This is a genomic window from Paenibacillus piri (assembly GCF_004354045.1).
Taxonomy (GTDB): Bacteria; Bacillota; Bacilli; order Paenibacillales; family NBRC-103111; genus Paenibacillus_S; species Paenibacillus_S piri.
In genome coordinates, this window is the sequence record NZ_SMRT01000028.1 from 45268 (window position 1) to 60729 (window position 15462).

Genomic DNA, 15462 nt, shown 5'->3' on the forward strand with positions numbered 1-15462 from the left:
AGGATATGAAACAACTAATAACTAACTCTGTATTTATTAAGCTTACCATTTCAAGTATATTGCAATCCGCTGGGGTATGGATCCGAAATATGACATTGCTGTTTTTTGTGATGGATCTGACAGGCGGCAATCCGTTGGCCGTTTCTATGCTAACCGTTGTGCAGTATGCACCAATTTTTATTTTTTCCATTGTAGGTGGAGTGCTGGCGGATCGCTGGCGTCCCAAGGCGACTATGATTTACGGGGAATTGTTCAGCTTTTTATCTATTCTCCTGATCATGGCAGGTATCCGTATGGGATATTGGCAAGCCGTCTTTGTGACGGGGGCCATATCCTCTATTGTCTCGCAATTTTCTCAGCCTTCTGCGGCAATAATCATCAAGCAGCACGTTCCCGAGAAGCTAATTTCTACGGTCATGGCTGTATCTCAGACGCAGAAGTCTTTATTTCTGATCGGCGGTCCCGCTTTAGGAACGGTTGTTTTCAACAGATTCGGACTGGAGGCATCAATTGGCAGCTTGTTGATCCTGTTTTTACTTTCCGCCTTATGTCTGAGTTTTTTACCGAAATCAGTACATGAAGAAAGGAGGGATCGGTCTTCTTTTTCATCCGAGTTTACAGAGGGTTTTAGGTATTTGCAGAAGAACCGACATTTGGGTTTCTTTCTAATCATTTTTGCATTAGTAGCGCTAGGGGAAGGGCTATTAAAGCCTGTGGAAATTTTTCTGGTCCGAGACCGTTTGCAACTGCCCGTAGAAAATGTTCAGTGGCTGACGGGATCCATGGGCTTGGGAATGCTTTCAGGCGGAATTTGCGCAGGTATTTTCGTTCGCTCTATTTCCGGGAATAAAGGGGTTATTTACAGTCTCTTTCTTCTAGGAGGATTGACGATGATCGAAGTGTGGTCGATCTGGCCGTGGTTGACTGGATTCGTGCGATTTTTGATGGGGATCGCCATCGCTCTGGTCCAGACCTTCCTGTCCTCATTTATGCTTACAGCCGTGGAAGGTGCTTATATCGGTCGGATGAACGGTATGATCTCTCCCGTGTTTACAGGCTCCCTGCTTATCGGATCTTCGATTTCCGGAATGTTCTTGAATGCAACATCTTTGTTTGTCGTATACGTTACGGCAAGTTTCATTTTTTTAATCGCGGCGTTCTTCAGTTTCAACATTCAATCGATCAAAGAAAGGTGAGATAGCTATGCTTACACAGGAAAAAAGAGGGATTTTTGTGATCACTGGGGTTATGGCCTCGGGAAAGTCGACGGTCGCTCAACTGCTTGCTGAAAAATTTGATAAAGGCGTTCATTTGCGCGGAGATACATTCCGAAGGATGATCGTGAGCGGAAGAGAGGAAATGTTGCCGGACTCGGAAGGAGAAGCGATCAATCAGCTTCGCTTACGTCACCAAATTACCGCTGCTGCCGCAGATGCTTACTTTGAAGCGGGGTTTAACGTCGTGATACAGGATGTTATTATGGGTTCCATGCTTCAGGAAACCGTAGCGTTTATTCGAAATCGTCCGTTGTACGTTGTTGTGCTGACGCCAAATCAGGAAGTGATAGCAAGCAGGGAAGCAGCTCGACCGAAAAAAGGGTACGGTTTGTGGACGGTAGCTGAGCTTGACCGCAGATTGCGCGAAGAAACGCCTAAGATCGGTATGTGGCTTGACTCATCGGATCTATCCGCCGGGGAAACCGTGGAGCAGATTTGGCAGAAAGCATGGTCGGAAGCTTTTGTTTGAATATAAATGACTATATGTACCTTTGAGGAAGGATTTGTACCGAAAACGGAACATGATGAAAGGAAGGGACGGTCTTCTTTCCTGGCTATCTAAGAGACATCTCGCAAGGGAAGCATGAGAACCAAACTCAAAATCTGCGCACTGGATCCCAATTGTTTACTCAAAGTTCTTCAAATACCAACAAATCCGTAAGCGATTGCCCTTCGCTCGCGCTGGCCCCATTGCCAAGCTCCGCATCTTATGCCATAATGAGGGTGATTGTTTAGGGTGAAGGACGAGAGAAAGCTCTAGACGGCAAACGGAACGCGATCCGAATCGCGGCTCTATTTGCCGTCGTTCGGGGCTTTTTTTGCGTGAAACCCTCAGTTGAAGGGGAGGGAGGGAACGGGCGGTTGCGGTCAAAAAACGAAACGGTGGAGGAACTGCTGTGGCGGGCCAACGCCTGGTTCTTCGACCTGGACGGCAGCATTCACTTCGGAGACGCCGTCGCGCCGGGGGCGCGGGAAGTCGTGGCGCGGCTGCGAGCCGCGGGCAAGCGGGTGGCGTACGTCACCAACAATTCCCGGCATTCTGCGGCCGAGATCGCAGCGAAGCTGCGCGGGCTGGGCCTTGCGGCGGAAGCGGAAGACGTCGTGGCGGCGACCGAAGGCGTCGGACGGTATGCGCGGGAGCGCTACGGCTCGCTGCGGGTCAAGGCGGCGGGAAGCGATGCGCTTCGCGCCGCCCTGGCGGCTGCAGGACACGAAGTTGTCGGCATAGACGACGAGGCTTGCCCCGAGGCGGTCGTCGTCGGCCTGGACCGGGCGTTCGCGTATGCGAAGCTGGCTCGGCTGGTCCGCGACATTAAGCGGGGAGCGAAGCTGATCGCCGCTAACGCCGACCGATCCCATCCCGGGTCGGGCGGGGCGAGCGTACCTGAGACCGGCGCGCTTGTGGCGGCGATCGAAGCAGCCGTCGGTGCGCGCGCGGAATTCGCGGGCAAGCCGGAACCCCATCTGTTTCGGTACGCGCTTGAGCTAGGCGGTTGGCAGGCTGGCAACTGTGTCATGGTTGGGGACAATTACGGCACCGACATCGTCGGGGGCAAGCGGGCCGGCATGCTTACGGCGTGGCTTAGCGGGCTGGACGAATCGGCAGTCGCATCTTCGGCAAGCTCGCATCCGGACGCGGACCTGATCGTTCGGCATTTGCCGGACATCCATCACTTATTAGGAGGCTGAGGCAATGAAGTTCAATCATCTTCTCGTTTCAAGCGACAAGCAGGCGATCATCGAAGTGGAGGGACTGGCGCGTCCGCTGACGATTTTTCACCTGACGGACTGCCATATGAACGAGACGGACGATCGGGGTGCGGGCGCGCTTGTCGAGTCGATTCGCGCATACGGCCTCGACGCGCTCGATACCCGGCACCGTTTCGAACGGGCGCTCGCATACGCCGATGAGCATGCGGTCGATTGCGTCGCGTTGACCGGCGACGCGGTGAATGGCGCCACGCAGGGGAACCTGGATTCCAAGATGTTCTTTAATCACAAATCCAATGTATATAAGCAACAAGTTGTCCAGATAGTCACAAAAAAAGAATCAAGAAATATAGAGCTAGAAAAAGGTTCTTGTCATTTATGGGATAAGGTTCTTGTCATGTGTCGCAGCAGCAGCAGTGGGAACAACAACAACCAACCAACTGTCGGGTGACAAGAACATTATCTCATTAAGTGCCGCGTAAATCGCGGCTTTTTTGTGTTATGGGATAAAGTTCTTGTCAAATTTCAATGACAAGAACTTTATCCCATTCCCGAAATTGACAAGAACATTATCCCATTCCCGACGATGGTTACATAACGTGGAAATCAAGGGCTGCATTAAGAAAAAATATGAACGGTAGTAATGTAAATATCTTGAATATCTCGAATGTTTGTTCGGAATACAATATCTCATTATTTGCTTTGAAATCGCGGTTTTCTTGTTGTCCGTAAATAATAAAGTTTTAGACTAGATAATAATGTTGCAGACTGAAATAATAAAGTAGTAGACTGACGGCATCGCTAAACTAACTGGCAGGATAGTTCCAATTTATGGTACATTTTATTTAATGACATTTTCTAAGCGGAGGTGTTTATGAATCCTGCTTTTGATACCTATATCCAATCGCTGGCCGGTAAAGACGTGACCGTCATCGGCGCCGGCATCAGCAATTCACCTCTAATCCGAATGCTGTGCTCAGCCGGGGCGCGAGTCACCGTGCGCGACCGTAATCCGGCCCTGCCCAGGGAGGAGTGGGACGATCTAGGCGTCGAGTTGCGCCTAGGTGAGAATTATTTGAATCGCGTTGGGGGCGACGTGGTGTTTCGAACTCCGGGCATGCGTCCAGACCATCCGGCGCTGGACTCTGCCCGCGCTAGCGGCAGCCGTGTGACCAGTGAGATGGAGGAGTTTTTTTCTCTGTGTCCTTGTCCAATTTTTGGCGTGACCGGTTCGGACGGTAAAACCACCACCACATCGCTGATTGCAGACATGCTGGCTGACGGGGGACGTACGGTACATCTGGGCGGCAACATTGGCACGCCACTGCTGACGCGCGTGGGTGAGATGTCGCCGCTGGATGCGTGCGCGGTCGAGTTGTCTAGTTTCCAGCTGATGGACATGACGCGCTCTCCCCATGTGGCAGTGATCACCAACCTCTCACCCAATCACCTCGACTGGCACCGCGACATGGATGAATATACCGCCTCCAAACGCCGCCTGTTGGATTTTCAGACTGCTAACGACTTTGCCGTCTTAAACGGCGATAATCCAGCGACCGCCGCTCTGCGCGGGCTGGGGCGGACCAAGTATTTCGGCGCCCACACTGTCCACGATGGGGTCATCGACGGTCTGATACCTATCAGTGACATTCGTTTGCCGGGGTGGTACAACGTGGAAAACGTAATGGCTGCCATGAACGCTGTGCGGGGGACCGTGTCGGATGAGGCAATCCTGGAGACGGTGCGCAACTTCGTCAGCGTGGAGCACCGAAACCAGTGGGTGGCAACTGTGAGAGGCGTGCATTATTACAACAATTCAATCGGCTCTAGCCCCGCCCGTACCGTCGCCACACTGCACGCGCATGTGGGCCGAGTTCTACTGATCGCCGGCGGGCGAGATAAGAAAGTACCGTTTGACGAGATGGCCAGGCTACTGCCCGATCATGTCAAGGTGCTACTGTTGATCGGCGAAGCGGCCAGTCAAATCGAGGCTGCGGCGCGTAGAGTTACGAGTTGCCCGCCTATTGTCCGCTGCGAAGGCCTAGCCGATGCAGTGGCGCAGGCGCATAAGCTGGCCGAACCGGGCGACACTGTACTGCTGAGTCCTGCATGCACTGCGTTTGACCAATACCGTAACTTTGAAGAGCGTGGGCGTCACTTTGTAGAACTGGTCGGGTCGCTGCACCGGTCAGAAGGAAAAGATTAAACAAGACATGGGCGTTTGCTGGGAAAACCTGATTGCCATAATGCATTTTCATTTATAGATGGTTCTTAAAAGGAACCGATCGAATTTATTCATTACTGGTACGATAGTGGAGGAGCTTGCCGGGTGGCAGCTCCTCTATGGTTTATTAAACGAGTAGGATAGTTTAACTATAGGCATTTTCTACAACCAGTGTGTGGTGTCAGAAGAAAATAAAGTATTAGACTGAAAAATAAAGTGATAAACTAGGAAAATATAGTTGTAGATTAAGAAAAAAAAGTATTAGACTCGGTAAGCGATCGGAAGCCAGTCACGATTGCCAGCAGCAGCTCGATGCTTCTCAGTCTAATACTTAATATCTGATTTGATTCTATTTTGAGGACTCACTCGATGTCACAGTCTAAAACTTATTTTTTAAAACCTGACGATTTTCAAAACGGCAAACCGCTTCAAATCAACAACTCCGGTCTAATACTTTATTTTCCCCATACACCTACAAGAAGCTTAAACGAGAGTAGAACCGCCATCCACTACAACGATCTGACCGGTAGAATAGTTCTCCCGCATTAAGTATAAAAATGCTACGGCACCATCCTCCGGTTCGCCGATTCGCCCAACTGGAAGTGATTCCCCTACATTTTCATACATTGTGTTCCGGTGTTCCTCAGGAACGTCATTCCAAAACTCGGTACGCATAATGCCGAAGCAAACGGTGTTGACGCGAAGCGGACTCAACTCGACGGCCAACGCTCTGGTGAGCGACTCGACAGCACCGCATATGCTGGCTGCAACAGTAACTCCCTTCTGTGGACGAGCTCCGGCAACGCCGGAAGTCAACGTGATCGACCCACCCCGTCGGATGTTTCGACTGCCATATTTGGCAGCCATAAACGCTCCCCAGTATCGCAAGTTAAACAATTGCTGCGCTGTCTCGACGTCGGTGGTATCGAGATTTTCGATCATCATTGGGTCGCCGGCAGTGAAAACCAAGTGATCGAATTCCCCGATATTACTAAAAAATTTTCTAACCTGCTCCTCATTCGTCAAATCAACCGCATACCCCTCGGTACCTTCGGGCAAACGCGAAACGGCACGGTCAACTTTTTCTTTTTTACTGGACACGACGACCAGGTATGCCCCTTCCCGAGCGGCGGCTTCGGCAGTCGCAAACCCGATTCCGGACGTTCCTCCAAGAATAACAACACGTTTGCCTTTGAAACTATGCCCATGTTCGATCTGCATTGTTTTCAAAATAAAAATCTCCTTCGTATTCGATATTTGGATTGACCTTGCCAAACGATTCTCATCAGCCGCGAACAGCCGATCAATGGGAAATTCGGTACAGCTTGTTTAATCTCCGGCTCCTCCTTAACAACGGACGATAACACGATTATAATCAGTCATAGAACCGATACACAGGTGTGCATTTATAGTACTGTTCCAGATACTATTGGCACGAATACTAATATAAATACTATTACCAAATGGAGAGGAGGTAACATATTTATGAATGATGAAAGAAGACGTAAACAATTGGCTGATTTTCTCCGGTCACGTCGCTCGCGTTTATCCCCAGGAGAGGTGGGTTTACAGGTTGAAACGTCACGCCGCCGCACGAAAGGCTTGAGACGGGAAGAAGTGTCAAGCTTATCGGGTATTTCCTTGCCGTGGTATACAGCACTGGAGCAGGGCCGGGACATTCATGCGTCGGAGCAAGTCCTGGAAAGCTTGGTACGAACATTACGTCTTAACAGCGACGAACGCAACCATCTTCTCGTATTGGCCAATCATTCCCCGCTTCCGCAGTCAAAAGCGGATGATGCCGTTCCTCCTTCCCTGCAGAAGATTCTGGACAGGATGGGAACCTATCCGGCGTACATTATTGATAGACGCTGGAACGTTATCGCATTGAACCAAATATCGGATACGTTGTGTAGAGACTTCAGCCGAGACCCGGAGCTCGGAAGAAATATTCTTTGGCGTGTCTTCGCGGTGGAGGACAGCAAGTTTCGCATCGTGAATTGGGAGAATGTCGCCTCTACGATGGTGGCCCATTTCAGAAGCCGGTTTGCCTTTTACATGAACGATTCGTGGTATCAAGAACTGGTCGACAAGTTATGTGACAGGAGCGAAGAATTCAGGATACTATGGGAACGACATGATGTTTCCGATACTTTGGAAGGTGAACAAATAATCCGTCTTCCCGAAACTGAGCTGCTGACTTTCCGATACCATACTTTTAAAATCTCTGAGAGCAGCGATTTTGCAATGATGGTGTTCACGCCAGTGTCAGAAGAAAGTAAACTGATAAACTAGGAAAATATAGTTGTAGATTAAGAAAATAAAGTATTAGACTCGGTAAGCGATCGGAAGCCAGTCACGATTGCCAGCAGCAGCAGCTCGATGCGTTCGATGCTTCTCAGTCTAATACTTATTATCTGATTTGATTCTATTTTGAGGACTCACTCGTGTCACAGTCTAAAACTTATTTTTTAAAACCTGACGATTTTCAAAACGGAAAACCGCGTCAAATCAACAACTCCGGTCTAATACTTTATTTTCCCCATACAGTATCAGTTGATGAAAAATAGTATGCAAAAATTCGTTAATCTTTGCCACGCGGCATACGTTACGCTAAACATTCCTGTTAGTCCTAAGAAATGGACTTTGTCAAAAAAGGAGCGCCTCGGTATGATGGGTTTGTCCAAGGTTCAAAACCCAACACCATCAAGGAGGCGCGAAGAAAAATTATTATTGTACAATTTTGAACCCAATCGTCAAAATTAATTGGCGATGGGTTTTTTGTCCTGTCGGGAATGGGATAAAGTTCTTGTCAACCAACCGACAATAATATCATGTGATTTGTTGATTTGTCGGGTGACAAGAACATAATCCCGAAATTGACAAGAACATTATGGTTACATAACGTGGTATACTGGCCATATCACTGCAATCAATCAATTAAAACCAGCTAATAGTTTGTCAGCATTTTTCTCTTAAATTATACTGAGCTAGGCTGTATACTTTTGCGAGGGGTTCAAGTTTTTGCGGGCTACAGTGAATGGCGGTTATCCCGCGCTGGCTCAGTATGTGCCGAGTAAGGAGGCATCCGTCCTGGTGCCTTGGGGCATCCACGTGATTGAAGTGAAAGATAATCGCATATTCCATGTTCAATTCATAAATGCAAAATTATTTTCTCGATTGGGGTTTCCGGAACAAATAGACCGATGAATATGGGGATCGGCATTCGTCTATATTAGTGTGAAGCAAAATTCCCGAGGGAGGTGTCATTTATAATGGAAACAAGTAATCAGGCTAAAGTAACCGTAGAGACCGTCATTCAAGTCCCTGTAGCAAAAGTATGGAGTTATTGGACCGAGCCGGACCATATCACGAAGTGGAATCAGCCTTCAGAGGATTGGCATGCGCCAAAAGCGGTAAATGATTTGCAAGTCGGCGGGGAGTTCCTGACAAGGATGGAAGCAAAAGACGGCAGCATGGGCTTTGATTTTAGCGGCATTTATGACGAAGTAAAGCTGCATGAGTCAATTTCCTACACATTGGGAGACGGGCGGAAGGTGGATATTACTTTTGTTGATCAAGGTGACGCAACGAAGGTCGTTGAAATCTTCGACCCTGAGAGTACTCACCCCGTTGAGTTCCAGCAGGCGGGCTGGCAAGCGATTATGGACAGTTTCAAACGATATGCCGAAGAATCCGAGAGATAAATTGGGGCGCCCATCAGAGCGATATGCAAAACGAATACAGTTTCTGTAAAGTACTGGAGGTTACGTCGATCAATACGTATCCAGGCTCACATGTCGGGTGACAAGAACATTATCTCATTAATTGCCGCATAAATGGCGGCTTTTTTGATTTATGGGATAAAGTTCTTGTCAAATTTCAATGACAAGAACTTTATCCCATTCCCGAAATTGACAAGAACATTATCCCATTCCCGACGATGGTTACATAACATCATATTGACCGAGTTTTGTGCCGAAAAGCTTATTCCGAACAACTTCCTTTAAGGGAGACGATATGGTGACGCCGAAGGTGACGAACGCCGCTTTCCACAATCCGCTGAGCTCGCTGGATCGGATCGTGTTCGGGTCGAATCCGGACACGGTCGGTACCGCCTACTTCGATAACATCACGATAACGACTCCGTAACGGCGGAGCGGCAAGACACGAGCCCCCTGAAGCAGAAGGATCCGGGTGACAAGCCAGGACCGCTTACTTTAGGGGGTTTTTATTTCCAATCCCAATAAGCGTATAATGAAGTTATCCCATAATGGATTGGAGAGTGCAGTCATATGCAATATCGTAAATTAGGCAAGAATGGCCCGGAAATATCGGCCATCGGGTTCGGCTCCTGGGCAGCCGGGGGAGATTGGGGAGGCCAGGACGATCAGCTTACTGCAGAAAGCGTTCGTGCCGCGTTAGATGCCGGGGTTACCTTTTTTGATACGGCACCGGTATATGGAAAAGGGCATTCCGAAGAAGTGATAGGCCAAGCCTTAAAGGGCGACCGCAGCAGGGTAGTTCTCGCGACCAAGTGTGGCATGGTGTGGGATGAGAACCTGAAGGTTTCCAAGAACGGCTCCTACGCCTCCATCCTTCGGGAAGCGGAAGATTCCTTGCGTCGCCTAGGTACCGACTATATTGATCTTTATCAGATGCACTGGCCGGATACGGATACGAAGGCCTCTGCGGAAGAAACGATGCGCGCCATGGACAAGCTGGTCCAGGACGGGAAGGTCCGCTATGTAGGTGTGAGCAATTACAGCATTCCGCTGCTGGAGGAATCCCTTGCGGTCCGCCACGTCGATTCCCTGCAGCCTCCCTATTCGATTCTTAGACCGGCCATCGAGAAGGAAATTTTGCCCTACTGTCAAGAGAAAGGGATCGGGGTAGTTTCCTACAGCGCGCTAACCTCGGGGCTTCTGTCCGGCAATTATACCTATGAGACCAAGTTCCCCGAAACGGATTGGCGGTCGCGGAACAAAGCTCACACGGTGGACCTGCGCAGCAACGTGGATCGTGCGGAGAAGCTGAAGGTGATCGCGAATGGGCTCGGCCTCACCCTTCCGCAGCTTGCCGTCGCGTACGTCCTCGCGCATCCGGCGATCACGAGCGCCATCGTAGGTGTCCGCAAGCCGAGCCATATTCTCGGTGTGCTGCCGGCAACGGAAGTGAAGCTGGACGAAGCGACGTTAGCGGAAATTCGCGCGATCGCCGCAAGCTGAACGGGGTGTTCCTTACTCCATCAGTGTACTAGCCGTTGCTGTCACTCTTAGCGAGCGGGGGGGGCGGCGCACCGCGTGGCAAGTATACTGGAAGTGAGTAGGTTTCAAAATGTTCAGTCATTTCCATTCCGGGCAACCTCACTTATACTTGAGGGTAGAACGGAAGTGAGGAGTGACGGGTCATGGAATATGGTAGATTGGGTAAGACCGGGCTGAATATTTCGCGGATTGGCTTAGGCTGCTGGAATTTTGGGAGCAGCAATCCGCGGTGGGGAAAGCCAGGCAAGGTAATAGAGGCTGACGCGGCGGTTAACATCATTCATCAAGCTATCGATAAGGGAATTAATTTTTTTGACACGGCTAACCGTTATACCGGCGGGGAGTCCGAGGAGATTCTCGGCCGCGCGATCCGGGGGCATCGCGATCACGACGGTGGCCAGTCGGAAAAGATCTGCTACCGTCGTTGCGCTAACTGGCAGTTTTGTCACAATACGTGATGGATTGACGTCGAATAATCGGCGTCTTTTTTTAGTTTGAATATTAAATTTCAAAGACAATCAAGAAGGGCTACATGGGGAAGAGGGAACTGGTGCAAAAAAAATTACAGAACTCTATCGACAAAACGATTCTACTAAAGTAGAATGTAAATATGTGATTCTACAGCAGTAGAATATATATGAACGAGGTGTTTTCATTTGGTCATGAGGTTATTCGATAGCGAGCTTAATATTATGGAAATCTTGTGGAAAGAAGGCGATACCCCTGCAAAGAGAATTGCAGAAATTGCAAAAGAAAAAGTAGGTTGGAGTAAAACAACAACGTATACCATCATCAAGAGATGCCTTGATAAAGGGGCGGTCGAGCGGCATGAGCCTAATTTCGTTTGCCATGCGCTTGTTACACGAGAGCAAGCGCAAGAACACGAAACAACAGAGTTGATTAATAAAATGTATGATGGCGCCCCCGACAGACTGATTGCTTCATTGTTGGGACAGAAACGACTGTCGACGGAAGAAATTAACCGCTTAAAACGTCTAATCGATAGTTTGGAATGAGGTGAGGGAATGTCGTTACTTCAATTAAGTATCTCGGCTTCCGTCTTTATTCTTGCAGTTATTTTCTTACGTTCTTTGCTTATTCACAAGCTGCCCAAAATGACCTTTATGTTTCTTTGGGGTGTTGCACTAATTCAATTACTTGTACCTATTTCAGTTCAATCGCAATTTAGTATTTTTACGGCAGCGGAACATTTAAGCAGAATGTTTACAGCGCCAAAATTGATTTCCACGCCAGAAAGTTCAACATTTATGAATGGAACTACGGTAATTATGCCACCAATTACAGAACATGTGACCGCGCCGATTGTGCCATTGAAGACGGCTTCACAAATATCGCCTATTGTGTGGGTGTGGTTAGTTGGTTTTACGTTGTGTGGTTTATTTTTTATCATTCCGCATTTAAGGTATCGCAAAATCTACAAAATGGCTGTGCCTATTAGAAACGATTTTATAAGAAAATGGCAGCATTCAAATTTGTTATGGCGAGATGTTCAAATCAGGCAACTAGATAATATTTCAACTCCGCTTACCTACGGTATTTTTCGGCCTGTTGTACTCTTGCCGAAAAATTTAGACTATGACGATGAGAAACAACTTGCGCTTATCCTGACCCACGAATTTACGCACATCAAGCGATTCGACACACTAAAAAAATGGATTCTTGCCACTAGCGTATGCGTCCATTGGTTCAACCCTTTTGTATGGGTCATGTATATTCTTGCCAACCGCGATATCGAGCTATTCTGTGATGAAACAGTCATACGAAAATTTGGGGAAAACACGAAACCTACTTATGCTAGAGCGCTTGTACGCTTGGAAGAAAAGAAAATCGGTTTGTCGCCGATGATTATTAGCTTTTCCAAAAACTCGATCGAAGAAAGGATTATTTCGATCATGAAAACCAAGAAAATCACGATCGCCACGACGCTGCTCGCTATTGGGCTTGTAGCCAGTGTCGTTATCATCTTCGCGACTTCTGCATTGGACAAAACGGAAGCTGTTACGGATGTCGACAATCCTACAGCCGAACCTTCAGCCGAAATAGTGCCCGCATTATATCAAGGTGCCATCACTACCGAGATAGTGCCCGCATTATCTCAAGGTGCCACCATTACAGATTTAATGCCGCACGATTTAACATTCAACAAGAAATATGATGTACCGAAGTTGATAGACAGCCTAATGGCTTCAAAGTATCGTGCAGTTTATATGGACAACGAAATATATCTTCGTGTCATGATGGATAACACAGTACAGATAAGCAAAGATAATGGCGCAGTTTGGAAAAAATATGATACTGATGAAGTCGATGCAAAAGAATTTGCAAAATGGCTGCTGATAAATGATCCGATTTCGGGCTATTCAATGAAAGAAGTTCAGAGTCGCTTGGCAAACGGGGCAGAAGTAAAACATTTAGTGTTTGAAAATGTAAAAGAGATGTATTTCATAATCGACAGGAACGGCGTACAGATTGAACTTGTACAGCCTGAAAAAATATCTTCTGTTCTGATCGACGGTCAAAGAATGATGATTACTTCCGCTATATCAGCCCAGATGCTGAAATCATTTTATGACTTGTTAGTGTCGAACAATATACTTTCGGAAACTTATGCAGAACAAGATTATTCGGAAAGAATTAAGTATCTTGAAAAAAATCTCCCTAACTTTATCGTGACGAAATAAAGGAGGGTTACCGTCCTTTATGAATAACCAATCGGCGTCGCTCAAAATATCGGCGTCTATTCATTTTTGAAACTTGAAATAGGCTTCAGTAACTATTTGGCGGGTGCTACGCCAACGGATACGATAGTGCAACACCAAAACGGCTCAGCCGTCATTGCGCTAATTGGCAGTTTAGTGTAATGAATAGCCACAGGGATGGCAGCTATACAATTTTTTTTGCATGTACCGTATAATTTGGGAATCAAGACACGTCTTACATAGTGAAGATCACGACAGGAGGGGATGAAATGGCGGATCGCTATGACCCGATCGCGGGAGAGACGCGCGCCCTGCACAGGAAGTTCGAGGCGTTAATAGAACCGCATCGCCAATCCCTGTGGAGCTACTGCCGGTACTTAACCGGTTCTCCATGGGACGGAGAGGACTTATTTCAAGAGACGTTACTTAAAGCATTCGCCACGATGGCACAGATGTGGCATCCGGTCGCTTATCGCTCCTATTTATTCCGGATCGCCACAAATACCCGGATCGATGTGATGCGCCGAAAGCGGTTACCTATAGAACCGTATGAGGAAACTGAAAGCCATGTATCGACCTGCCGGAAGATTGACCCGACAGAACTTATTGAGGTGGTGGAGATGCTCGTGCAACACCTACCTCCCAGGCAGATCGCGGTACTCCTGCTGATGGAAGTTTTCGGCTTCGTGGCCTCGGAGGTGGCCGGCATGGTCCGGATGACCGAGGGATCCGTGTATGCTGTACTTCACCGTGCGAGGGCAAACGTCCGCCGATATTGGGATGCAGTTCCGAAGCAAGTCCCTACGGAGCTGCAAGAAACAGAAGCCGCTTTGATCGAGACGTTGCTTCAAGCGATGAGGGACGGTGACTCTGAACGCATCATCGGAATGCTGGAAGAAAGTGTCCACAACGATGCGCAACCGGGACTCCAGGAGTACTCCAAGCAGGAAATGATCGATGGCTCCTGGGGACACCGAGGCCCGGCGCAGCTCGTCTCCCTTAAGACGCTGTGGGGCCGTAAGGTATTCGTCGTGCTTGTGGAGACGGATGAAGGCCCCGCGCTACACGATATCCGGGAGTTCGAGTTCGACAACGGCAGGATTGTCTATAACAGAGGGTTTTATTTCTGCAAAGAGCTGTTGTTTGAGGCAGGTAAACATCTCGGAGTACCCGTACAGCTGCAGAAGGCGCCGGGGATCGACTGGCGTTCCTAACATGTACCTATATCTGGCGCTAATATTTCCCATACTGATGTGGAGGTTTATGAGATGAGTGAAATTAATAACGTATCTAATCGGTCCCCTATTGAAAGCAAGATTACTACCGTGATTTTATGGTCCAGAAATCTTGATCGTACCGCTGAGATGTATAGCAAGTTGTTTCAACTCTCGCCAGACAAGCAGCGTCGTTCAGGCACCGGACATCTCCATTTTCTTCAACTTCAGAATGGTATTGATATTATGATTGATTCAAATGGCATGGATAAGGTACCTCTTCCAGATAAGGCACCTCCGTTATTCTTTATTCCAGCTACGGATATTGATAAAGCCGCCGAGTTTATACAAGAACTGGGATTTGAAATTATTTATGGTGGTATCCACAGAAATAACTCGGTTTCCTTCTTTAATATGAGGGACCCAGATTTCAATGTCATAACAGTATGTCAGAATCATCAATAGAAATTCCACCACGCATGATCAAGTTCTAGAATTAAACCGTTTCTAAGCTTAACGGGTAACGATAGCTAAATAAAAACGTACGACGCGGCTGCCGACATCTATCGGCAGCCGCATTACGCTAACGGGCAGTATTGCTCAACAGATTTACTCGTACCGCGGTGGCTTGTTTCTGGAATTGAGCTATTAGCAATAGCTCAAGCAAGGCTAGACTATCACTGACTGTATCTGTCAACTATATTGAAGTACACTACAAGTAGGAGGCGATTCAAGTGATCAATAAGTCCAATGAATTACCGGTTATGTTTTTTGGCGAACAGCAATCTCTCGAGAATTGGCTTGAGAACAATCATGACACTTCACCGGGAATCCGGTTGCAAATCGCGAAAAAAAATTCCGGTGTGGTTACAGTATCCTACGATGAAGCACTTGAAAGTGCATTGTGTTACGGATGGGTTGACAGCCAGAAGGAAAAGTTTGATGAAAAAATGTGGGTTCAACGATTTACTCCGCGTAGGGCTAGGAGCATCTGGTCGAAAGTGAATAAAGACAAAGCAGAGCTTCTCATTACAAATGGAAGAATGAAGC

At 48.0% G+C, this 15462-nt stretch carries 16 protein-coding genes; 15 read left to right on the forward strand and 1 reads right to left on the reverse strand.

Annotated features, from left to right (window positions below; genetic code table 11):
- The first annotated feature begins 5 nt into the window (after positions 1-5).
- The 5 genes from E1757_RS32950 (at position 6) to murD (ending at position 5193) form a co-directional block, all read left to right on the forward strand.
- The gene (locus E1757_RS32950) at positions 6-1196 is read left to right on the forward strand and encodes an MFS transporter (RefSeq protein ID WP_133236269.1); all 1191 of its coding nucleotides are present in this window, start codon (positions 6-8) and stop codon (positions 1194-1196) included.
- Positions 1197-1203: 7 nt separating this feature from the next.
- On the forward strand, positions 1204-1746 hold the full coding sequence (locus E1757_RS32955) for an AAA family ATPase (protein WP_133236271.1): 543 nt from the start codon (positions 1204-1206) through the stop codon (positions 1744-1746).
- Between the two features lie 392 nt (positions 1747-2138).
- Positions 2139-2966, forward strand: a complete 828-nt coding sequence (locus tag E1757_RS32960; protein ID WP_165972386.1) for an HAD-IIA family hydrolase — start codon at positions 2139-2141, stop codon at positions 2964-2966.
- Between the two features lie 4 nt (positions 2967-2970).
- Positions 2971-3438, forward strand: a complete 468-nt coding sequence (locus tag E1757_RS32965; RefSeq protein WP_133236275.1) for a hypothetical protein — start codon at positions 2971-2973, stop codon at positions 3436-3438.
- A gap of 423 nt (positions 3439-3861) precedes the next feature.
- A complete protein-coding gene (gene murD, locus E1757_RS32970; RefSeq protein ID WP_133236277.1) occupies positions 3862-5193 on the forward strand; it encodes a UDP-N-acetylmuramoyl-L-alanine--D-glutamate ligase in 1332 nt (443 codons plus the stop codon).
- Positions 5194-5694: 501 nt separating this feature from the next.
- Here murD and E1757_RS32975 read toward each other — a convergent pair.
- Positions 5695-6432, reverse strand: coding sequence for an SDR family oxidoreductase (locus tag E1757_RS32975; RefSeq protein WP_133236301.1), 738 nt, complete (start codon positions 6430-6432; stop codon positions 5695-5697).
- Positions 6433-6696: 264 nt separating this feature from the next.
- Here E1757_RS32975 and E1757_RS32980 point away from each other — a divergent pair, with 264 nt between their 5' ends.
- The 10 genes from E1757_RS32980 to E1757_RS33025 all read left to right on the forward strand — a co-directional run.
- Entirely contained in the window at positions 6697-7506 is an 810-nt protein-coding gene (locus E1757_RS32980) for a helix-turn-helix transcriptional regulator (RefSeq protein WP_133236279.1), read from the forward strand.
- 980 nt (positions 7507-8486) lie between these two features.
- The gene (locus tag E1757_RS32990) at positions 8487-8918 is read left to right on the forward strand and encodes an SRPBCC family protein (protein ID WP_133236281.1); all 432 of its coding nucleotides are present in this window, start codon (positions 8487-8489) and stop codon (positions 8916-8918) included.
- A 313-nt stretch (positions 8919-9231) separates the two neighbouring features.
- Positions 9232-9363 (forward strand): hypothetical protein, encoded by a 132-nt coding sequence (locus E1757_RS37020; protein ID WP_281282565.1) that lies wholly within the window; start codon positions 9232-9234, stop codon positions 9361-9363.
- 143 nt (positions 9364-9506) lie between these two features.
- Positions 9507-10439 (forward strand): aldo/keto reductase, encoded by a 933-nt coding sequence (locus E1757_RS32995; protein ID WP_131018194.1) that lies wholly within the window; start codon positions 9507-9509, stop codon positions 10437-10439.
- A 182-nt stretch (positions 10440-10621) separates the two neighbouring features.
- Positions 10622-10936, forward strand: coding sequence for an aldo/keto reductase (locus E1757_RS33000; protein ID WP_133236283.1), 315 nt, complete (start codon positions 10622-10624; stop codon positions 10934-10936).
- Positions 10937-11140: 204 nt separating this feature from the next.
- On the forward strand, positions 11141-11494 hold the full coding sequence (locus E1757_RS33005; RefSeq protein ID WP_281282567.1) for a BlaI/MecI/CopY family transcriptional regulator: 354 nt from the start codon (positions 11141-11143) through the stop codon (positions 11492-11494).
- Positions 11495-11503: 9 nt separating this feature from the next.
- A complete protein-coding gene (locus E1757_RS33010) occupies positions 11504-13180 on the forward strand; it encodes a M56 family metallopeptidase (protein ID WP_133236287.1) in 1677 nt (558 codons plus the stop codon).
- 287 nt (positions 13181-13467) lie between these two features.
- Positions 13468-14412, forward strand: coding sequence for a sigma-70 family RNA polymerase sigma factor (locus E1757_RS33015; protein WP_133236289.1), 945 nt, complete (start codon positions 13468-13470; stop codon positions 14410-14412).
- A gap of 54 nt (positions 14413-14466) precedes the next feature.
- Entirely contained in the window at positions 14467-14877 is a 411-nt protein-coding gene (locus E1757_RS33020) for a VOC family protein (RefSeq protein WP_133236291.1), read from the forward strand.
- A gap of 269 nt (positions 14878-15146) precedes the next feature.
- Positions 15147-15462, forward strand: a 316-nt coding sequence (locus E1757_RS33025) for a YdeI/OmpD-associated family protein (RefSeq protein ID WP_425464879.1), incomplete at its 3' end; no start/stop codon positions are given.